Origin of the sequence: Chitinophaga sp. 22620 (genome assembly GCF_052044405.1) — a bacterium.
Taxonomy (GTDB): Bacteria; Bacteroidota; Bacteroidia; order Chitinophagales; family Chitinophagaceae; genus Chitinophaga.
The window spans coordinates 122,793-142,361 of sequence record NZ_JBQEMV010000006.1 but is presented as its reverse complement, the minus strand read 5'-3'; the positions used below and the strand labels follow the sequence as shown (position 1 = coordinate 142,361).

The window sequence follows — 19,569 nt, the reverse complement described above, 5'->3', positions numbered from 1 at the left end:
ACACTTGCATCATGCATTCATTTAAAGATTTGTCAGTACAGTTTGAAGAACAGTTTAGCAAGAGACAATTCCCGGACCATCCTGCCAACCTGTACGATCCCGCCCAGTACATTCTCGGGATCGGCGGAAAGAGGATCAGGCCGGCGTTGTGTTTATTGGGAAATGAATTGTTTGACGAGATACAGCCCGACGCTTTCCATGCCGCCAACGCCATAGAGCTGTTCCATAATTTCACCCTCATCCACGACGATATTATGGACAAGGCGCCGCTGCGCCGCGGCATGCCCACCGTGCACACGAAATACAGCGATTCCGCCGCCATACTGGCCGGCGACGTGATGCTCATTCACAGCTACGATTACCTGAACAAGATCCAGGGAAAGTACCGCACGAAGATCATCAACGTGTTCAACAAAGCCGCCCGCGAAGTATGCGAAGGCCAGCAGCTGGATATGGACATGGAACAGATGCAGCCGGAACAGGTGAAATACGAAGACTATGTGAGCATGATCGCCCTCAAAACCTCCGTGCTGCTGGCCGCCAGCCTGCAGATGGGCGCCATCACCGGCGGCGGCAGCGACGGCAACCAGAAACATCTCTACGAATTCGGCAGGAACGTAGGCATCGCGTTCCAGATACAGGACGATTACCTGGACGCATTCGGCGACCCGGAAAAGTTCGGGAAGAAGCAGGGTGGAGACATCCTGATCAACAAAAAGACCTTCCTGCTGCTCAAAGCGCTGGAGCTGTGCAATCCCGCCCAGAAGCAGCACCTGCACCAGCTCATGGAAACCAATCCCGGCAACAAAGTGGAAGAAGTGCTGCAGGTGTTCCACGACTGCCGCGTGGATGAATGGGCTGAAAAAGAAAAGGAACGTTTCAGCCAGATCGCCTTCGGGCACCTGGAGGATATCGCGGTATTATCGCACCGGAAAGCGCCCCTGAAGGAGCTGGCGGATTTTCTTTTGACGAGGCAACATTGATAACTGAATAGTATTATATTTGACCGTTAATGGTAAATGGTAACGAGGATAAGTGTTACTGTTTACCATTAACGGTTTTTAGTATCAACCTTTAACTACAACAGATGTCTAAGTCGCTTTTCAGGAAAAAGTCCCTTGCCAGTATTTTGCAGGACGCCAAAAACAGCGAAGCCGACGCGCATGCCTCGGGGCTCAAGAAGGTGCTGAACGTGCGCGATCTTACCCTGATGGGGGTGGCGGCGGTGATCGGCGCCGGTATCTTCTCTACCATTGGCCAGGCCGCGTTCGACGGCGGCCCCGGCGTGATCTTCCTCTTTCTCCTGACGGCCGTTACCTGTGGATTCACCGCCCTTTGTTACGCGGAATTTGCGTCCAGGGTGCCGGTAGCGGGCAGCGCCTATACTTATTCTTATGTCGCCTTCGGCGAAGTGGCCGCCTGGATCATAGGCTGGGCGCTCATCCTGGAGTATTCCATCGGTAATATCGTAGTGGCCATCTCCTGGAGCAGCTACTTCAACAACGTGCTGGAAGGCATGAACATTCACCTGCCTGCCTGGCTGGTAACGGACTACCAGAGCGCCAAAGAAGCATTTGCGGCAGATCCTTCCAAAGCGCTCGCATGGACCACCGCGCCCATCGTCAGCGGCTGGCGCGTGATCATGAACATTCCCGCTTTCCTGATCGTGGTGCTCATCACCATCGTAGCGTATGTGGGTATCCGTGAAAGTAAAAAAAGCGCCAACGCCATGGTGGGCCTCAAGCTCGTCGTGCTCGCGGTCGTGGTGCTGATCGGCGTGTTCTATATAGACACCAGCAACTGGACGCCTTTTTTGCCCAACCAGTTTGAAGGCGTGCTGAAAGGCGTGTCCGCCGTGTTCTTCGCATACATCGGGTTCGACGCCATTTCCACTACCGCGGAAGAAAGCGCCAACCCGCAGAAAGACATGCCGCGGGCAATGATCTATTCGCTGATCATCTGCACGGTCGTATATGTGATCGTGACCCTGGTGATCACCGGCATGGTGAATTATTCTGAATTCAACAACGTGTCCGACCCGCTGGCTTATGTGTTCGACAAGCTGAACATGGAAAAAGTAGGCTACGTGATCTCCATCAGCGCCGTGGTGGCCGCCACCAGCGTAATACTCGTGTTCCAGATCGGGCAGCCCAGGATATGGATGAGCATGAGCCGCGACGGCCTGCTGCCGAAAAAGTTCGCTAAAGTGCATCCCAGGTTCCATACGCCCGGCTTTTCCACCATCGTGACCGGCGTTATCGTGGCCGTGCCGTCCCTGTTCCTGGAAAGCGGGCTGGTAACGGACCTCACCAGCATCGGCACCCTGTTCGCCTTCGTGCTCGTTTGCGGCGGGGTATTGTTATTACCGGCGGTAGACAAAAGCACGAAACGTTTCAACCTCCCTTACATCAATGGCATGATCATCGTGCCCGTGCTGTTCGTACTGTTCACGTTTTTCTTCCGCGACCGCATCCGGCAGTCTTTTGCGGACATTGCCTATTTCGACCATGACCTGGTGCTGTTCCTGATATTTTACATCCTGGCGGCCGCGATCACAGTGGCTGCCATGCTCAAACGCCTGTCCCTCATTCCCGTGCTGGGCATGCTCTGCTGCCTGTACCTCATGATCGAGATACCGGTGCGCAGCTGGATGTTCTTCTTCGGCTGGATGGCCTTCGGCCTGGTGGTGTACTTCCTGTACGGCTACTGGAAGAGCAAGCTGGCTCCCAAAACTGCTTAAATTCCATACGGACTGATATAAAAGCGGCCGTTCCCCGTAAAAGGGGAGCGGCTGTATTGTTTCAGGGATTTCGTAACTTTAGTACAGTAGCTCTTTCCTTACTTAAAACTTTCGTTATGAACCTCCTGCAACGCATTGAACGGTGGGGCGACAATCATCACCCCAAATGGATTGACGGTTTGAGGATTTTGCTGGGATTGCTCCTGATGTGGAAAGGCATCCAGTTCGTCAATAATATCGACCTCCTGAAGGCCCGGATAGCCGAACAACCTTTCCTGACGGCGCTTTCTTTCTGGCTGGCTCATTACATAGTTTTCGCGCATACCGTGGGCGGGTTGTTCATCGCCCTGGGCCTGCTTACCCGTGTTGGCGTTATTGCCAACCTGCCGGTGCTGATCGGCGCGGTGTTCTTCGTGAGCGCCGGAACCGGCCTCTTCTCGGTTTATCCTGAACTCAGCCTTTCCATCGCTGTTTTACTGATGCTCCTGTTCTTCCTCGTGGAAGGCAGCGGCCGCATTTCGGTGGACGAATACATGCGCCGGCACCCCGAACCGGATAATTACCCTGCCGGGATGAAGTAAAACTAACCGCAGATGCTTAATTTTGCCTGCTATGAAATATACAGTAGGCGATAAGATCCTCATGCTCCACTCCAAGGAGGAAGGGACAGTAGTGGATATCATTAACGACAAAATGGTGATGGTGGAAGTGGGCGGCACGAAGTTCCCGGTATACCTGGACCAGATAGACTTCCCTTATTTCCATCGTTTTTCGAAGAAAACAGCCCCATTGCCGCCCAAACGTACCCCCGGCGAGGAGATCCGTAAGGAAAAGCCTGTTCCGCTCGTAAATAAGCCCGAAAGGGGCCTGTTCCTCACCATGCTGCCCGTGTGGCAGACGGACGCTTTTGGCGACGATGTGGTGGAGGATATGAAGTTCCATCTTTCCAACGAAACCAACCGCGCCTACACCTTCCGCTTCGAAATATGGCTGAACAACAGCCTGTTCCTGGAGCTGAAGCAGGAGATCTTCCCCTTCCACCATCATTACCTGGCAGACCTGGAGTTCGACCAGCTGAACGATAACCCGCGCTTCGAATTCAGCTTTTCGCCGAAAGAAACGGACCTCACGCTGGCCGCAGCCCTCGACAAAACCTGGAAAGTGAAGCCCAAACAGCTTTTCCAGCAGCTGGAAACCCTCAAGAAGCAGGAAAAGGCCACCATCGAATACATGCTGTTCGACAAATACCCGCTGCGCGCCGAAAAGGACGATTACGGCTTTACGCCGGTGGAAAAGAAAAAACTTTCCACCCTCACGTCTTTCCAGTCGCTGAAAGAGAACGCCCGCGTGGAGGCCAAATACGAGATAGACCTGCATATAGACCGCCTGGCGGACAACTGGCGCGACCTGAGCCCGCTGGAGATCGTAGCCATCCAGCTGAACGAGTTCCAGCATTACCTTGACCTCGCCATTTCGCAGCGCCAGCAAAGTATGATCGTGATCCACGGCGTAGGCACCGGCCGCCTGCGCGACGAGCTGCATGAGATACTGAAAACGGTGCCCGAAGTGAAGTTTTTCGTGAACCAGTACCATCCTTTCTACGGTTACGGGGCCACTGAGATATTTTTTAAGTAATTTTGCAGATTCCGGTGTACAACACCCGGCATAACGGCGCTATCGTCTCTGCCGCAAGGCAGGGAAGGAAAGTCCGGACAGCATAGGGCAACGCACCACCTAACGGGTGGGGCGCCTGTGAAAGCAGGCGTACAGAGAGTGCCACAGAAAATTACTTCCACGGGGCAACCTGCGGTAAAGGTGAAAATGTGGGGTAAGAGCCCACGCTGGCAACGGGTAACCGGGGTCAGGGGTAAACCTTGCGTGCTGAAATGCCATGTAAACGGTCGTTTGAGGGCTGCCCGCCTGATGACCGAGGGTAGGCAGATACAGGCGTTCAGCGATGAACGTCGCAGATAAATGATAGCGGCCGATGCGAAAGCAAAGGCACAGAATCCGGCTTATAAGTTATGCCGGGTGTTGTACACCGGAACCTTTAACCAAAATCAATATACTTATGGAAACGCAAAACGACGTCCGTTCCCGGAAAGACGACAGGACCTGGGGCTTCCTCGTTCACCTCGGCGGCATAATAGGGCAGACCATATTTTCGCCGGTAGGCAACATCATCGGCGCGCTGGTGCTGTGGCTGTTCAAAAGAAATGAATCAGCTTTCGTGGATGTGGAAGGCAAAGAAGCCGTTAATTTCCAGATCACCATCAGCCTGGCCGCAGTGGCCCTCAATATCATCAACGGCATCGCCTGGGGCGCATGGTCGTTCACTCACTTCCTGATCAATGAACCCTTTCTAAACCACGGCGACTGGAACTTCCAGTTCTTCTCCACCTTCGGCCTCAGCAAATTGCTGTGGGTCGCAAACCTGATATTTTCCCTCATAGCCGCTGTTGAAGCCAACAAAGGCATCCATTACCGCTACCCGGTATGTTTGCGGCTGGTGAAATAAATTTTTTCCGCAAATGCAAAAAATTAAGGGCTGACTTCCGGGTCAGCCCTTATGTTTTCCACAGCGTATGGTTTGGATAATACTTTAATCCAGCGTAAGGGTATCGCTATACGCCACGGTGAACGTATCGATCGCGCGGGGAACGGGAACGTAGGTAGAACGCAATGCCACTTTCGCGCCGGCTGGTACCTGTTCCAGCGTCACCGAATCTGTTTTTGCGTCGATCCGGGCGGTGCGCAGCTGCTGCGTGGCATCGGTGTACGACAGGCTGGTGGCCACGTTCAGCAACGTGTCCGCCGGTGAGAAATATACCTTGTAAGTGCCGGGAGCTTCCAGCACGGGCGGCCTGGCGGCATCCACAATGCGGTTGGTGAGCGACGATACATACAGCGGCCCGTAGATCCTCACGCCGGAAAGCGACTGGCCGATGGACCGGTTCCCCTCGCCGTCGAAAGTATACAGCACGAAATTCTGCACGTACTCAGCGACGCCGGAAATAACGGCGCTTACACTGTCCTGCGTGTTGCTGCCGGTGGTTTTGAGCGTCATGGAATCTGCATTGTTGTTCCAGTAGATCACATATTTTGTGATGCTGGGATCGGGGCTGGGATTCCATTGCAGCTTGATGCGGAGGTTGCCCTGGTAAGCTTTCAGGTTGCTCACGAGCCCGGGGTATATGATCTCCCTGTTTCCGAGCAGGTCTTTGTATTGATCCTCGTCTTTCATACAACCGGTGAAAGCACAGGCCATAAGAAGCGCTAAGATGGAACGATGTTTCATATGATTTACTTTTACCGGTTGTTTAATTGGTGTTGCCGTACAGGGTGATCTCCATCGCGTGGGCGAAAGTGGCGCCGGACCACGATTCCGAAACCGCCAGCCTGATGAACCTTATTTTGGGCGCAGTGAACGGGATGTTGAACTCCGCGCCCCTGTTGAAGAAGGACCTGTCTGTAGCCGTAGGCGCGGTAGGAGGAGCGCCGGAAGGCGGGCCCTGCCACTGGTAATTGCCCATGTTCACCCAGTCGCCCAGCACGGTGCCTTCTTCCGCGAATACGGGCAGCACGGCATCCGCCGGCGCAGGATTGTCTGAGCCCCATATGGAAAACACCTTGGGATTGCCATGCGCGTATTCGTAGCCGGACCTGCCGAAGAGGGTGAACCGGCTTAGTTTGGCGGATACGCCAAGGCCGAAGGTGCAGACGATGGGCAGGGGAACGTTTTGCTGCACGGTATGCCAGCCCGTGCCGCCCGTGTTACCATTCCACAGGTTGGACAGGCTCCAGCCGAAACCGATCCTGCCGTCGCTGGGCAGCTCATTGCCAAAGAATTTGCTCTTGTCCAGCTCTTTTTCGAATAAAGGGCTGATGGTTTTGTAGACAGTGTCCGAATTATTTCCCCACTGGTCCGTGATATACACTGCGAAAAGTTTGGGCAGCGTATCAAAGCCCCTGGTAGAAAAGCTCATGGCCTCGAAATCGCTGAACCGCTGCTCGTAGATCGCGTATTTGTCAGCTCCGTCAGGCTTGTACAGCACAATGGCGCCCACCGGTTTTTTGTTGATGTTGGCCGTCTGCACATTCAGGCCGCCGAAATCAGGCTGCATCCGGATGGTTTTTGCCACGAGCCTGTACACCGGCGTGTCGGGGAACACTTTCACGGTCACTGCGTCTGACTCAACGTTTGAACGGGTTACGGTGGTGAGCTTCACTTCGTATTCTTTTTTCTCCGCAAATCCTTCCACGGTAATGCTGTCGCTATAGTAGCTGGATTTCGTCTGCCGTTTTTTGCCGGTCTGTTCGTTGATTACATACTCGGCTTTTACATACAGCACGTTGCTGCTTTTGGGAAGATCATAAGTGATGTACGCCCCGCCGTTAAAATTCGCCACCTGGATATTGGTCACCACGCCGGGTTTGGTCTTGTCGCCGGAAATAGGCTCGTTGTAATCTTTTACTTTCGAGCAGGCATGCAGGCAAAGAAAGGAGGCCGCGAAAAAGGCCATTTGCCGGATGATATGTTGAAGATGCATAATTGCTGGTTTGAGTTGAATGAAATGGTTACCAATACAGCGTCTGAACGAGGTTCGGGTTGTTGGACAGCGCTGCGTCTGACAATGGCCAGAAGTAATCCCTCACCGTCATCGCCGGGATGAACAGCGTTTGCAGGGTGTAGAAGTTGGTGTTCGTCTTCTGGAATATGCTCCAGCCCTGCACGGGCGCGGCCAGTACGGTGAGCATTTCTTTCCACCGGCGAAGGTCCCAGCCCGCTTTTCCTTCGAAGCACAATTCGATCCGGCGCTCCCGGTGGATGATCTCGCGCAGTCCCGCTTTGGTAGCTGGTTTGGAAGGAGCGGCGCTGTGCTGCTGCCAGGATTCCACGACGCCTTTCAGGCCCGCCCTTTGTCTTACGAGATCGATGTATTGATACGCTTCCTGGCCCGGGCCGCCTGCTTCGTTCAGGCATTCGGCATAAAGCAGGTAAAGATCGGCGAGGCGTATGCGTGGCAGCCGGTAGGGAGCCTGTTGCACGCCTTCGTTGAAAACGGTGAGGTAATTGACCAGCTTTTTAGGCCACAGGGCCAGCATGTTGATCCTCACCCTGTCTTTAGGGCCGGCTTTCGAATCAGGGCCTTTCGCTTCGATGTACAACGGGTTGTTCTGGTCCGTTACGCCGTTGCCGAACCATACGCCGCCGTCGAAACCGATATTGGCGTAATAGCGCACTTCTCTCCGGAAGTTGTTCTTCACGGTCATGTAGCCGGACTTGATGAAATACCGGTTCTCATTGTCCCCCGCCTGCAATTCGAAGCGGCGGCTGTAGTCCCAGCTCTTGTCTTCGTTGATCGGCACGCCGTTGTCTGAATAGAACAGGTCGGTGGTGAACAGTGGTACGGTGAAGCTGCCGGCCGCGGCAGTGGAGTTTTCCACGGCTTTGGTGGTGAGCCTGGGAATGCAGTAGCTCTGGTAGCCGAAAGTGGGGTTGAGGGCCCAGATCACTTCTGCGTTGAAGTCCCATTTTTCAGTCACGGTATTCTGGATGGTGAGCACTTTCCGCAGCGAATCGTTCAGGTTGGGAATGTTCGCCGGCTGGATGAAGGTGTATAATTTCATATTCAGGCTGGCAGCCTCGTCTATCGCGGCTTTGCAGGCTTCGGCGGCTCTCTGCCATTTTGAAGCGTCTGCCGTGGCGGAGAAAAGCGCCTGGCCGTCTTTGTTCTTAAAGCCGGCGTAATCAGGGTTGCCGTTGAACAGCGGGCTGGCCTGGGTGGCGAGTATTTCGGCCTTCACGGAGAGGGCTATGAGCCGCGTGATCCTGCCCAGTTCCTGCTGTACGTTACCGATCTGCACCGGAAGGTCTGCCGCAGCTTCGTCCATCATCTGCACGGCGTAATTAAAAGCGGAATCGACGGGTTCTCTTTTCACCCTGATCTCCTCTATCGGCGCGGTAATGCTTTGGTTCACCCTGTAAACGGGAATGGGGCCGTACATTCTCGCGAGGAAGTAATGATAATAGCCTTTCAGGAATTTTACTTCCGCGATCCACCTGGCCTTTTCCTCTGCGCTGAGGTCTATCGGCTTGTCGATATTCTCCAGCATGATATTGCAGCGGCGGATGGCCTGGAAGATGCTGCTGCCGCTGTTGTTGCCATCCCAGTAGTTCAGGGCGGGATTGGAGATGTTCTGCGTGGTGCCGCGTATCAGCTGGAAGCCGATGTCGTTGATGGGCCTTTCGGAAAGGTCGTTCGGGTAAACGATCTCCGCGGAAGTGGTGAAGCCGGGGTCGTAGATGACGTTGCTGAAACCCTGCAGGGTATTGTAGCAGGTGAAAAGGTAGTTCTCCGCTTCATTGCGGTTGCGGAAGGCGTAATCGATCGTGCCTACGTTCTCCGGCGTTACATCGAGGTATTTTTTACAGCTTTCGCTGATGCAAAGCAGCCCCAGTAAGAGGATGAAGGTGATCTTCGTGCGTATGTATGTTGAATGGTTCTTCATGTTGTACCGGTTTACAGGTTGACGTTGATACCGAAATTGTAGGCCTTCTGGATGGGATAGTTGAAGCCGTTGCCGCCCAGTTCCGGATCCCAGAGGTCGAATTTGGTAATGTTGAAAAGGTTGATGCCGTTCACATAGAGCCGGCAGTATTTCAACCCGATCTTTTTCACCAGGCCCGCGGGCAACGAATAGCCTATCTCGGCGGTTTTGAGCCGCAGGAAGCTGCCGTCGCGCATCCACCAGGTGCTGCGTTGCAGATTGTTTTCTATCGCCTGCGCGCTTACCCCCAGCCGGGGATACAACGCGTAAAGGTCCTGGTTGTCCTCAGACCAGTGGTCGTCCGCAAAAGCCTGCAATACCTGCGACTGGCTTTGTATCTGCGGGGACGGCGGCACCACAAAAGGGCTCACGGAACGGGGATCGATAAAGAACGAGACCCTGGACTGCCCCTGGAAACGTGCGTTCAGCTCAATGCCCTTGTAGTTGATGGAAAACCCGAAGCCGTACATGACCTGCGGCGTGGAAGGCAGGCCGATCGGCGCCTGGTCGGCCACAGTGATGCGCCCGTCGCCGTTCAGGTCGCGGTATTTGATGTCCCCGCCTTTCACGATGTTGCCGCCAAACTGCTGTGAGGGCGAAGCGGAGGCTTCTTTATCGTCCACGAACAGCCGCTCGGCAATATAACCCCGTTGCTGGCCGAGCATGGTGCCTGACACATAACGCCAGGGCTCTGCGTACTCCGGCTCTTCATACGTACCGTACGTGCCTTTGGAATAGGTGAAGTTGGACATGAACTGTATCCTGAAGTTCCTGTTGAAGTCGTGGTTGTAATTGGCGGTAAGGTCCAGTCCGCTCACCTTCACGGTGCCCACGTTGGTGAGTATGCCCGCTTCCAGGCCCATGCTGCTGGGGATGTTCCTGGCCATTACGATATTGCTGCGGTCCTGCTTCCAGTATTCGGCAATGAGGTCGAGGCTTTTGAACAGCGTCATTTCAATGCCGGTATTCAGGATCTTCGCGGTTTCCCAGGTCACATCCCTGTTCTCATAATTGCGGATGCTTACGCCGTTGCGGCCGTAGATATTGTTTAGTCCGAAGGAAGCGCCGTTGCCTGCGTTGAGGTTAACGTCGGAAAGGTAAAAGAAACGCTGTTCCCCGATATCGTCGTTGCCGCTGAGGCCGTAGCTGGCACGCAGCTTCAGGGAACTGACCACTTTGGCGAGGTAGCCGCTCCAGAATTTTTCCCGCGATACGATCCAGGAAGCGCCGATGGTGGGGAAGAAGCCGTAGCGGTTGTTTTCCGAAAAACGCTCCGAGCCGTTGTAGCCGAAGTTGAACTCGGTGAAATAACGGCTGGCGAAATTGTAGCTCAGCCTGCCCGCCAGGTTGAGGTTGCGGTAAGGCAGTGAATATTGCAGGCTGGGCGTGTTGGTGGCGGGGTCCACGCCATTAGCCACGAGCCTCTGCTGCCGCACGCCGATGAGCGATCCTGCGATGTTGTGGTCACCCAGCTGTTTCGAATATTCCAGCTGCGCCTGGAATTGCAGGAAGGTATTGGCGTCTTTCCGGCCGGGGGAATAGATCAGGTATTCCGTAGCCGCTTCACCGTTGCCGGAGCCTGGCCCGCCGAGGAAAATGCCGCCAGGCAGCGAATTCAGCCAGGTAAGCGTATAGATGTTCTTCGCGCGGTTGTAATCCTGTGGCAGCACGGTGTAATAAAATGGATTGTAGGCCATCGTATTGTCGAAATAGGAATAGCGGTTGGTGTTGAAGAAGCCGTGGAATTTTAATCCTTCCGTGAGGAAATCCAGGTCCTGGTGCAGTTCCAGCGTAGCGGACATGCGCGATTCGGAAAACCTTTTATATCCTCTCAACATTTGTGCATACGGATTGGAATAACCCACGCCACCCTCGCTGCTGCCCACCTGGCTTGAATTGCCGAACAGGATGTGCTGTGTGAGCAGGTTGGCGGAATCGGGCTCGTAGAATGCCGGGAACAGCACAGGACTGGTATGTACCGCTGCGCTGTAAAGGTCGGAGGAAAATGAAGCATCGTTGGTAACAGGGCCGCTGTAGTCGTTGAAGTTGCCCCAGAGGCGCAATACCATTTCCGTGGTTTTGGTCAGCTTCACGTTCACATTGGAGCGCAGCTGGTAGTTTTTATAATTCACATTGTTATTGAAGTTGTTCGCGGCGTTCCTCTTCAGCATACCGTTGTCGTTGCTGAAAGAGCCGGATACCATGTACCGCGCCACTTCAGTGCCGCCGGTGATGTTCAGGTTGGCGCGCTGCGTGGTGGACGATTTGCGGAACAGCATGTCCAGCCAGTCCACTGCCGGGTATACGTAAGGATTGCTGCCCGGCGCGTTTTTCATGGTCTGTTCGGTGTTGTAGATCTTATCCGCGTCGAACACGATGGGTTGCAGCGGGTCGCGGGTGGTGCTGGCTTCGTTGTAGAGCTTCATGTAAGTGATGGGGTCCGCCAGCCTGATGGTTTGTGTGGGTTTGGAGATGGCGTTTTCTAGGATGATGTTAAGACTCGTTTTCCCGGCCTTGCCTTCCCTGGTGGTAACAAGGATAACGCCGTTCGCGCCGCGGGCGCCGTAGAGCGCGGTGGCGCTGGCGTCTTTCAGGATGGAGAAGCTCGCAATGTCGTTCACCTGCAAACGCGCGAGATCGTTAGGCGTCAGCTCCACGTTGTCTATCAGGATGAGCGGGTTCTGCCGGTACCCGAAGGTGGTTACACCCCTGATGAAAAAGTTGGAATTGTCCAGCCCCGGTTGCCCGCTTTGCTGGAAGCCGATCACGCCCGCAACCTGGCCTGCAAGGGCATTGGTGAGGTTGCTGCCGGCCGTTCGCAGGTTGCCGGGAGTGATGGTGGATACCGAACCCACCACCGATTCCTTGATCTGCTTTTTGCCGAAAGCCGTGACCACAAAATCGCTGAGCACGGTTTCAGCGGAGCGCAGCACAACATTCAGTACCTTGTTTTGCGCCGTCACCCGGATGCTGTCGCCGCGGTAACCTACAAACTTGAAAGCCAGGATGGCGCCGGAAGTTACGTCCAGCACAAATTTGCCGTTCATGTCGGTGGCGGTGCCGGCCTTCGTGCCGCTGATCATCACCGTCACCCCGGGCAACGGCATGCCGGAGGAATCTGTGACCGTGCCGATAACGGAAAGTTTTTCCTGCGAGTACGACCTGGTGAATACCATACAGGAAAGCAGGAGCATACAGGTGTATGCCAAGCCCGTGGATAGCCTTTTTTTCATACGAGAGATGTTAGGTTTGGAATTGATTTTGATTGATACAGTGAATCGTGGGTTTAAACTTTAGAAAATAGTTGTCCATTCCGGGCAGTAACACTGCCGGTTCGTGGAATGCGGTGGTGATTGACCGGGATCGTTTTGGCGCATGACGGCGCATTCCGGGCAACTGAATGCCGGTTCGCGGAATGATCAGATCACGCAGCGCATGAATGTGCATTCCGGGCAATGTTATCGCCGGTTCATGGAATACATGAGCGAATGATCGCGATCACTGTTGAGTGGTGATTGATTTATGGTCTGAATAGGTTTTTTAGGGAGCCGGGCACACACTGACGCAGCATGCAATGCATCAGCCGTACAAACAAAATCTCCTGGCGGCTCTGTGGTTACCTGGTTACATTAAAATTTAAGGAACTGATTTCATAACGGATTCGGATACTTCTCTCGCTTAGCCTGGTGGTTAAAACATACATCTTACATACAACAATAGGTTGCAATCCATCAACCTTTAACCAATGTAGAATAAATATCGAGAATAAAAAAGAAACGTTAATATAGTATAAGTAATCGCTTCTATTCTATAAAAAACAAAAGGTACACGATGTGTATCGTGTACCTGGAAGCCTTAAGGGTATCTTAGACGTTTTAAGCTGTTTTAGTCTTTCGTGAGCGCCTGCATCTTCACTTTATTCTTCTTCGCATTCTCGCCTTTCGTTTTGGCCGCCAGCTTCAGCGCTTCGTATACATTCACCACGCCGCCTGATTTGGAAAGCTCTGCGAAAGGCACTTCCACATCCTTTGCGCCGGGTTTGTTCACCATTTCGGCGCCGGGCAGGGGAGTGGCGGATTTTTCGATGATCTGTTTCAGCTGTCGTGCGCTCAGGTCAGGATAATAAGAAAGCACGAGCGCTGCCACGCCCGCCACAACGGGGGCGGCCATGCTGGTGCCGCTGGCGCTGCCGTATTTGTTGCCGCCGGGAACGGTGGAGTAGATCTGCACGCCGGGGGCGAACACGTCCACTTCTTTTTTACCGTAGTTGGAAAAGCCGGCGATCTTTGAACCGGTGCGCCCGTTGCCGGAAGCGCCCACGGTGATCAGGTTATCGGCTTCTTTCCCGTCGTTGAAGGTATCTTTCGGGTAATTCTCCACTTCATCGTTATTCGCGCCGTCGTTACCTGCCGCGTGAATGAGCAGCACGCCTTTTTCCTGCGCGTAGCGGATGGCGTCGTCCACCCATTCTTTCTGCGGGGAAAAGCCTTTGCCGAAGCTCATGTTGATGATCTGCGCGCCGTTGTCCACCGCATAACGGATGCCCAGGGCAACGTCCTTATCTCTTTCATCGCCTTCGGGAACCACTTTCACGGCCATGATGCGCACATTGTCCGCAATACCGTCAATGCCTGTGCTGTTGTTGCGGATAGCGCCGATGATGCCGGCCACGTGCGTGCCATGGAAGGCAAACTGGCCTTGTACATCGCTGTTGCCATAGTAGCGGTCGTTGATGTCGTTCAGGTTGTCGCCCACGATGGTGGCGCGTTTATCCTGCGGCTCGGCGCCGGTGTATTCTGCCTTGCGTTTGAGTTCTTTTACGTATTCGGCCAGGTCGTTCTTGAGGGCCTGGTAGGTAAGACCTTCTTCGTTGGTGCTGTGCAACAGGCGCAGCGCGAAGCTGCGGGCCAGCATCACGTCCTGGTCAGTACTGCGCAGTGTATCCAGCTGCTCAACGGTGAAGTCGTTCGTTTTGAGATGCTCCGCGAGGATGCTTTCGCATTTCAGGAGGTTTTCCTGCACTTTGAGCATCATTTTGTAATCTGTTTTTGCTTGCGAAGAAGGCTTCTGGATGCGGTCTTTCAGGCGCGTCCAGTATACGTACTCCTTGCTGTCCTTTTCCAGGGCGGAATCGGGATTGCCATACAGTCTGCGGAGGCGGTAATATTCGCGGGTAGCTTCGTCGGAATCTTCTTTTACGGTGCCGCCGTCTTTCGCGCCCAGGAAGTTCCAGCCATATACGTCGTCTACGTAGCCGTTGCCGTCGTCGTCAATGTGGTTGCCGGGGATCTCTTTCGGGTTGCGCCAGAGTATGTCGCGCAGGTCTTCGTGCGTGGTGTCTATACCGGAGTCTATCACGGCAACGATCACCGTTTTGCTCTTTTTGCCTTTCAACAGTTCACTGTAAGCTTTTTCGGCGCTCACTCCGTATACGCTGTCTGTTCCGTAGCTCAGTAATTGCCAGTTTTTTGCTACTGTTTTCTGTTGACTAAAACCGGTTGCAGACGTTGTAAAAACCAAACCTGCTACAATGGCCAGCTCTCTGCAAATGTTCATTTTATTCAATTTTCCTAGATATTACAATTCAAGTACCGCAATTCGTTAAAGGTATGATAAATGCGTTATAACAGATGATTATGTGTGGTGAGTGGCGCAGCAGCTTGACTATTGGTTATGAAGCACTAGGAAACCATACGTCAGATATTTATCCAGCAACCGGCCTTTACATTGTTATATCCCCATTTGTCACGAAACGCTTTAGCAACCGCGGTTTTCCCGTTAATTTAGAGGTCGTCATCTTCCAACGTCTACCCGGGAAAAGGGGCAAAGATCAGGATTTCAGCACAAAGACGAGACCCAATTAACAATTCTTTCACTTTAAAACCACCCTGTTTTTACTTTTCATATATATATTAAATTTTCCGCCATGTTTAAAACAATTGTATTAGCAACCATGACCTGGACCGTGCTGAGCGCCGGCCAGCCGCCGGGGGCTGTGAATGCCGCCGGTAATGAGAAAAACGTGAACCGGGCAGATCCCGGGCCGCAGAAACCTGCGCCCACTGCCATTATTTTTGTGAACTGCGCCGAAACGCAGCAAAGGGGCGAAAAGGAGGCGCTCAGTATCACCGGAAGGGAACAGGCGGGCCACCTGGCCAGGTTCCTGGAAAATGAGCCCGTTGCCGCCGTGTATTCGCCTTACAACTCCTGCCTCGTGGAAACGGTAACACCGCTGGCCAGAACCAAGGGCTGCAAAGTGGAATATTACCGCGATGCCTGCCACGACAATCCCGAAGTAATGCTCCACATCCTGGAAACAATGCTGGAGCGTAACGACGGGAAAACCATCGTGGTGTGCGCGCCGTCAAAAAGTATTACGGCTATGGCAAAGATGCTGGGGATCAGGGAAAAAGAGCTGAAATACAGCAAGGGCGTGTTTAACGAGGTATTGATCGTCAATGTTTTAGGATTCGGGGAAGCAGTAGCACAAAAGTTGAATATGAATTTTCAAAAAAAAGTGTAATATTTATACCCAGAGAGCGTACATGATGCTTCCCAGCATCAGTATTCTTTCTCATAAGCATGGTTTCCGTTTAACGAAAAAGCGGGGTTCTCCAACCCCGCTACTTCACTTAAGACATATATCCTTTCTTTATTTTTTTACTCTTACAGATCGAATTTAATACCCTGTGCCAGCGGCAGCTTATCCGTATAATTGATGGTATTGGTCTGCCTGCGCATGTAAGCCTTCCAGGCGTCTGAACCGCTCTCGCGGCCGCCTCCCGTCTCTTTTTCTCCGCCGAACGCCCCGCCGATCTCAGCGCCCGAAGTGCCGATGTTCACGTTGGCGATCCCGCAGTCTGAACCCGCCTGGGAAAGGAATTGCTCCGCCTCGCGCAGGTTGAGGGTCATAATGGCAGAAGAAAGGCCCTGCGGCACGTTGTTCTGCATGGCAATGGCTTCTTCCAGGGTGCTGTAACGGATAAGGTAAAGAATAGGCGCAAAGGTCTCGTGCTGAACAATGCTGTATTCGTTCTTCACCTCTGCTATGGCGGGTTTCACGTAGCAGCCGGATTCGTAGCCTTTGCCTTCCAGCACGCCACCTTCCACGATAAATTTACCGCCTTCGGCCTTGCATTTCTCAATGCTTTGCAGATACGCTTCCACGGCCTGCTTATCGATGAGGGGGCCAACATGGTTATGCTGGTCCAGCGGGTCGCCGATGCGGAGCTGCTTGTAAGCGCTTACCAGCTTGGCTTTGAAGGATTCGTACACGCTGTCGTGTATAATGAGGCGGCGGGTGGAGGTGCAGCGCTGCCCGGCTGTGCCCACGGCGCCAAATACGCAGCCGATGAGGCTCATATCCAGGTCCGCATCTTTGGAAATGATAATGGCGTTGTTGCCGCCCAGCTCCAGCAGCGATCTTCCCAAACGTGCGCCCACAGCGGCGCCCACGCTTTTTCCCATGCGGGTGGAGCCCGTGGCGGACACGAGGGGTATGCGGGTATCTTCAGCCAGCCATTCGCCTGTTTCACGACCGCCAACCACCAGGCAGCTTACGCCTTCAGGCACATTGTTCTCCGCAAATACCTTCGCGGTGATCTGCTGGCAGGCGAGGGCGGTGAGCGGCGTTTTTTCGGAAGGTTTCCACACGCACACGTCGCCGCAAACCCAGGCAAGCATAGAGTTCCAGCTCCACACGGCCACGGGGAAATTGAATGCGGAAATGATGCCGGTGATGCCCAGCGGGTGCCATTGCTCGTACATGCGGTGGCCTGGCCTTTCGGAGTGCATGGTAAGGCCGTGCAGCTGGCGGCTGAGGCCCACCGCGAAATCGCAGATGTCGATCATTTCCTGTACTTCGCCATAGCCTTCCTGGAGGCTTTTGCCCATTTCGTAGCTCACCAGGCGGCCCAGGGATTCCTTATGCGTCCGGAGGGCCTGGCCAACCTGGCGCACTACTTCACCGCGGCGGGGCGCAGGCCACTGGCGCCATTCGGCAAAGGCCTCGCCGGCCTTGCGGATCACGGCGTCGTAATCGTTGCGGGACGCGGTGGTTACGCTGGCAATCTCCTTCCCGTCTACCGGGGAAAAGGAGGTAATGGGCGCACCGCCGGCCTCCAGCCATACGGCTCCTGTGGAAACCCCGCTGTTGGCGGCTTCGATATTGAATTCCCTGAGAATGTTCTGCATCATGCTTATATCTGTTTTCAATGATGAATTTTTGTACTTTCAATTCATGAATATCCTGAAAGAACCATGGCCCTGGTATATCGCGGGGCCATTGATCGGGCTTGCTGTTCCGCTGCTGCTGATCATCGGCAACAAAGCCCTCGGCATTTCCTCTTCCCTCCGGCACATCTGCGCCGCCTGTATTCCCGGCAAAATTCCTTTTTTTCAGTATGATTGGAAAAAAGAAAGCTGGAATTTATTTTTCGTGGGCGGCATCATGCTCGGCGCGCTGGTCACTTTACTGTTCTTCCAGAACGGCGAGCCGGTAAAGCTCAATCCCTCCACCATTGCGGCTTTGCAGGCCGCGGGCGTGCAGGAATTTGACGAGCTGATGCCCGGCGATATCTTCAACTGGGGCAATGCTTTTAATGCCACAGGACTGGTGTTTTTCATTGCCGGCGGCTTTATGGTGGGCTTCGGCACCCGTTACGCCGGGGGCTGCACTTCCGGCCATGCCATCATGGGCATTTCCACGCTGCAATGGCCTTCCCTGGTGGCTACCGTTTGTTTTATGGCGGGCGGCTTTACCATGACCAACCTTATTTTACCTCACCTGATGAAATGGCTCCTGTTATGAAAAACCTGAAATTCCTCCTGGTGGGAATGATCTTCGGCATCATCCTCGTTAAATCGGAAGTGATCTCCTGGTTCCGCATCCAGGAAATGTTCCGCCTGGAATCTTTCCATATGTATGGCGTGATCGGCAGCGCCATTGCCACGGCTATGATCGGCGTGCTCCTGATCCGTAAGCTCGGCCTCCGCACCATTGCCGGGGAGGAGATCATGATCCCGAAAAAGGTATTCACCAAAGGCAACATTATAGGCGGGCTGATCTTCGGATTGGGCTGGGCTGTTACGGGCGCCTGCCCCGGGCCGTTGTTCGCGCAGATCGGCAGCGGGTTTACGGTGGTGATCGTTACGCTGCTGAGCGCCATTGCCGGCACCTGGGTGTACGGGCGTTTCCGGGATAAGCTGCCGCATTAAAGGCCGTCTTTATTTCTTCCCTGTTTGCGCGGAATAAGTGCTTTCAAAGATCTTGTCCGCATTATTCGCTTCAAACCCTTCCCGGCGGTGCTCCCGCCTGATCTCAGAAGCGGGCAGCTGCGCGAATTGCGGCAGCACCCTTCTCTCGGCAAATTCCACGTAAGAACCCGCGATCTCCATGGTTTCGTTGTTCGCGAAGGTGGCGGGTATCATCCGTGCCACAGTGGAGCTTTGCGCCAGGCCGTTGTCCGGGCTGGTTTTCACTTTGCCGCCGGAATCGTTGAGGCGGAAACCTTTTTTTTCGAGGAATGCGTTGAAATCCGCTACGGTGTTATATCCGGGCTTCAGGTTATGTACGCTTACGGTGAAATGATTGAGATAATACCGGTTGTAGATCACCCAGGCGGCATATTCGCTTTCAGCGGCCAGCGTCTTGTAATCGGCAATGGTAGGTGTACGCCAGAGCGCGCTGTGCAGGAAGTGATCCACCGCGGTGCCATCGTTTAGGTCAAGACTGGCCACAGGATCGGCTTTCACTTCGCTGGTATAGCTGTGTATAATGTCCTGCGCCTGCCGGCTGAGGTCTTTCACCCGCAGCTCGCTGATAAAGATGCGGGGATATTTATCTGCCGGGGGGGCATACCAGTATGCGTCCAGCTTCTTTTCCGGGAAGTCGTAGAAATCTCTTTTCGTATAGCCGTAGTGGAGGAATATCTTTTCGAGGGACTGTATGCCCAGGTGGGGAACGCCCAGGGTGCGGAAGGCGATATGATCATTTTCAATATCGCTGTCCCCGGCAATGATGCCTTCTGCTATCATGGCTTTAATAATGGCGCCCACATCGGGAACGCGCTCTTTGTAACGGCTCATCAGTCCGTTCAAAACTGTTTCCAGCGTAGTCATGTTCTGTGTTGTTGAATAAATAAAAATGGAGGTTAATAAGCAGGTGAAAGCAAACGGCTCATGGCACATGCGAGCAGGTGCTGCGCAGGAAGGAGAGGAGGGACAGCTGTATGTTCAATAATGCGTTCACGGCAACGAATATAACGATCAATCGGGAA

The 19,569-nt window shown here is 53.9% G+C and carries 15 protein-coding genes and 1 other RNA gene; 9 read left to right on the top strand and 7 right to left on the bottom strand.

The annotated features are described in order from the left end of the window. Positions 1-11 precede the first annotated feature (11 nt). From ACTJIK_RS24385 to ACTJIK_RS24360, 6 genes are all read left to right on the top strand, one after another. The gene (locus tag ACTJIK_RS24385) at positions 12-983 is read left to right on the top strand and encodes a polyprenyl synthetase family protein (protein ID WP_440650162.1); all 972 of its coding nucleotides are present in this window, start codon (positions 12-14) and stop codon (positions 981-983) included. 104 nt (positions 984-1,087) lie between these two features. Continuing rightward, the gene (locus ACTJIK_RS24380) at positions 1,088-2,740 is read left to right on the top strand and encodes an amino acid permease (protein WP_440650161.1); all 1,653 of its coding nucleotides are present in this window, start codon (positions 1,088-1,090) and stop codon (positions 2,738-2,740) included. A 116-nt stretch (positions 2,741-2,856) separates the two neighbouring features. Beyond that, complete coding sequence (locus tag ACTJIK_RS24375) at positions 2,857-3,321, top strand: DoxX family protein (protein WP_440650160.1); 465 nt, start codon at positions 2,857-2,859, stop codon at positions 3,319-3,321. 31 nt (positions 3,322-3,352) lie between these two features. Then, positions 3,353-4,375 carry a Smr/MutS family protein gene (locus ACTJIK_RS24370; RefSeq protein WP_440650159.1) on the top strand — a complete coding sequence of 341 codons (1,023 nt, stop codon included), beginning with the start codon at positions 3,353-3,355 and terminating at the stop codon, positions 4,373-4,375. 26 nt (positions 4,376-4,401) lie between these two features. Next, an RNA gene (gene rnpB / locus ACTJIK_RS24365) (RNase P RNA component class A) lies at positions 4,402-4,774 on the top strand. Between the two features lie 37 nt (positions 4,775-4,811). After that, entirely contained in the window at positions 4,812-5,258 is a 447-nt protein-coding gene (locus ACTJIK_RS24360; protein WP_440650158.1) for a DUF4870 domain-containing protein, read from the top strand. Between the two features lie 84 nt (positions 5,259-5,342). Here ACTJIK_RS24360 and ACTJIK_RS24355 read toward each other — a convergent pair whose 3' ends face one another. The 5 genes from ACTJIK_RS24355 to ACTJIK_RS24335 all read right to left on the bottom strand — a co-directional run bounded on the left by ACTJIK_RS24355 (position 5,343) and on the right by ACTJIK_RS24335 (position 14,848). Further along, the gene (locus ACTJIK_RS24355) at positions 5,343-6,038 is read right to left on the bottom strand and encodes a DUF4998 domain-containing protein (protein WP_440650157.1); all 696 of its coding nucleotides are present in this window, start codon (positions 6,036-6,038) and stop codon (positions 5,343-5,345) included. 22 nt (positions 6,039-6,060) lie between these two features. Next, entirely contained in the window at positions 6,061-7,290 is a 1,230-nt protein-coding gene (locus ACTJIK_RS24350) for a DUF5000 domain-containing lipoprotein (protein WP_440650156.1), read from the bottom strand. Between the two features lie 28 nt (positions 7,291-7,318). After that, complete coding sequence (locus ACTJIK_RS24345; RefSeq protein ID WP_440650155.1) at positions 7,319-9,253, bottom strand: RagB/SusD family nutrient uptake outer membrane protein; 1,935 nt, start codon at positions 9,251-9,253, stop codon at positions 7,319-7,321. 11 nt (positions 9,254-9,264) lie between these two features. Continuing rightward, positions 9,265-12,525: a SusC/RagA family TonB-linked outer membrane protein gene (locus ACTJIK_RS24340; RefSeq protein ID WP_440650154.1), complete on the bottom strand. Its 3,261-nt coding sequence runs from the start codon at positions 12,523-12,525 to the stop codon at positions 9,265-9,267. Between the two features lie 652 nt (positions 12,526-13,177). Then, positions 13,178-14,848 carry a S8 family serine peptidase gene (locus ACTJIK_RS24335; RefSeq protein WP_440650153.1) on the bottom strand — a complete coding sequence of 557 codons (1,671 nt, stop codon included), beginning with the start codon at positions 14,846-14,848 and terminating at the stop codon, positions 13,178-13,180. 370 nt (positions 14,849-15,218) lie between these two features. Here ACTJIK_RS24335 and ACTJIK_RS24330 point away from each other — a divergent pair, with 370 nt between their 5' ends. Continuing rightward, on the top strand, positions 15,219-15,815 hold the full coding sequence (locus ACTJIK_RS24330; RefSeq protein ID WP_440650152.1) for a hypothetical protein: 597 nt from the start codon (positions 15,219-15,221) through the stop codon (positions 15,813-15,815). 143 nt (positions 15,816-15,958) lie between these two features. Here the strand turns inward: ACTJIK_RS24330 and amaB are convergent, their stop codons facing one another. Further along, positions 15,959-17,488, bottom strand: a complete 1,530-nt coding sequence (gene amaB / locus ACTJIK_RS24325) for an L-piperidine-6-carboxylate dehydrogenase (RefSeq protein WP_440650151.1) — start codon at positions 17,486-17,488, stop codon at positions 15,959-15,961. A gap of 43 nt (positions 17,489-17,531) precedes the next feature. On the opposite strand from amaB, the gene ACTJIK_RS24320 reads away from it, so the two are divergent. Both ACTJIK_RS24320 and ACTJIK_RS24315 read left to right on the top strand, forming a co-directional pair. Continuing rightward, positions 17,532-18,101 carry a YeeE/YedE family protein gene (locus tag ACTJIK_RS24320; protein ID WP_440650150.1) on the top strand — a complete coding sequence of 190 codons (570 nt, stop codon included), beginning with the start codon at positions 17,532-17,534 and terminating at the stop codon, positions 18,099-18,101. After that, positions 18,098-18,508: a DUF6691 family protein gene (locus ACTJIK_RS24315; RefSeq protein ID WP_440650149.1), complete on the top strand. Its 411-nt coding sequence runs from the start codon at positions 18,098-18,100 to the stop codon at positions 18,506-18,508. Before ACTJIK_RS24320 ends, ACTJIK_RS24315 begins: the two co-directional genes overlap by 4 nt. Before the next feature lie 9 nt (positions 18,509-18,517). Here the strand turns inward: ACTJIK_RS24315 and ACTJIK_RS24310 are convergent, their stop codons facing one another. Continuing rightward, the gene (locus ACTJIK_RS24310; RefSeq protein ID WP_440650148.1) at positions 18,518-19,411 is read right to left on the bottom strand and encodes a DUF1338 domain-containing protein; all 894 of its coding nucleotides are present in this window, start codon (positions 19,409-19,411) and stop codon (positions 18,518-18,520) included. Positions 19,412-19,569 lie beyond the last annotated feature (158 nt).

Excerpts from the sequence above, each read along its gene's own strand:
- ACTJIK_RS24385 (WP_440650162.1), top strand. The coding sequence starts at position 12 with ATGCATTCATTTAAAGATTTGTCAGTACAGTTTGAAGAACAGTTTAGC.
- ACTJIK_RS24380 (WP_440650161.1), top strand. The coding sequence starts at position 1,088 with ATGTCTAAGTCGCTTTTCAGGAAAAAGTCCCTTGCCAGTATTTTGCAG.
- ACTJIK_RS24375 (WP_440650160.1), top strand. The coding sequence starts at position 2,857 with ATGAACCTCCTGCAACGCATTGAACGGTGGGGCGACAATCATCACCCC.
- ACTJIK_RS24370 (WP_440650159.1), top strand. The coding sequence starts at position 3,353 with ATGAAATATACAGTAGGCGATAAGATCCTCATGCTCCACTCCAAGGAG.
- ACTJIK_RS24360 (WP_440650158.1), top strand. The coding sequence starts at position 4,812 with ATGGAAACGCAAAACGACGTCCGTTCCCGGAAAGACGACAGGACCTGG.
- ACTJIK_RS24355 (WP_440650157.1), bottom strand. The coding sequence starts at position 6,038 with ATGAAACATCGTTCCATCTTAGCGCTTCTTATGGCCTGTGCTTTCACC.
- ACTJIK_RS24350 (WP_440650156.1), bottom strand. The coding sequence starts at position 7,290 with ATGCATCTTCAACATATCATCCGGCAAATGGCCTTTTTCGCGGCCTCC.
- ACTJIK_RS24345 (WP_440650155.1), bottom strand. The coding sequence starts at position 9,253 with ATGAAGAACCATTCAACATACATACGCACGAAGATCACCTTCATCCTC.
- ACTJIK_RS24340 (WP_440650154.1), bottom strand. The coding sequence starts at position 12,525 with ATGAAAAAAAGGCTATCCACGGGCTTGGCATACACCTGTATGCTCCTG.
- ACTJIK_RS24335 (WP_440650153.1), bottom strand. The coding sequence starts at position 14,848 with ATGAACATTTGCAGAGAGCTGGCCATTGTAGCAGGTTTGGTTTTTACA.
- ACTJIK_RS24330 (WP_440650152.1), top strand. The coding sequence starts at position 15,219 with ATGTTTAAAACAATTGTATTAGCAACCATGACCTGGACCGTGCTGAGC.
- amaB (WP_440650151.1), bottom strand. The coding sequence starts at position 17,488 with ATGATGCAGAACATTCTCAGGGAATTCAATATCGAAGCCGCCAACAGC.
- ACTJIK_RS24320 (WP_440650150.1), top strand. The coding sequence starts at position 17,532 with ATGAATATCCTGAAAGAACCATGGCCCTGGTATATCGCGGGGCCATTG.
- ACTJIK_RS24315 (WP_440650149.1), top strand. The coding sequence starts at position 18,098 with ATGAAAAACCTGAAATTCCTCCTGGTGGGAATGATCTTCGGCATCATC.
- ACTJIK_RS24310 (WP_440650148.1), bottom strand. The coding sequence starts at position 19,411 with ATGACTACGCTGGAAACAGTTTTGAACGGACTGATGAGCCGTTACAAA.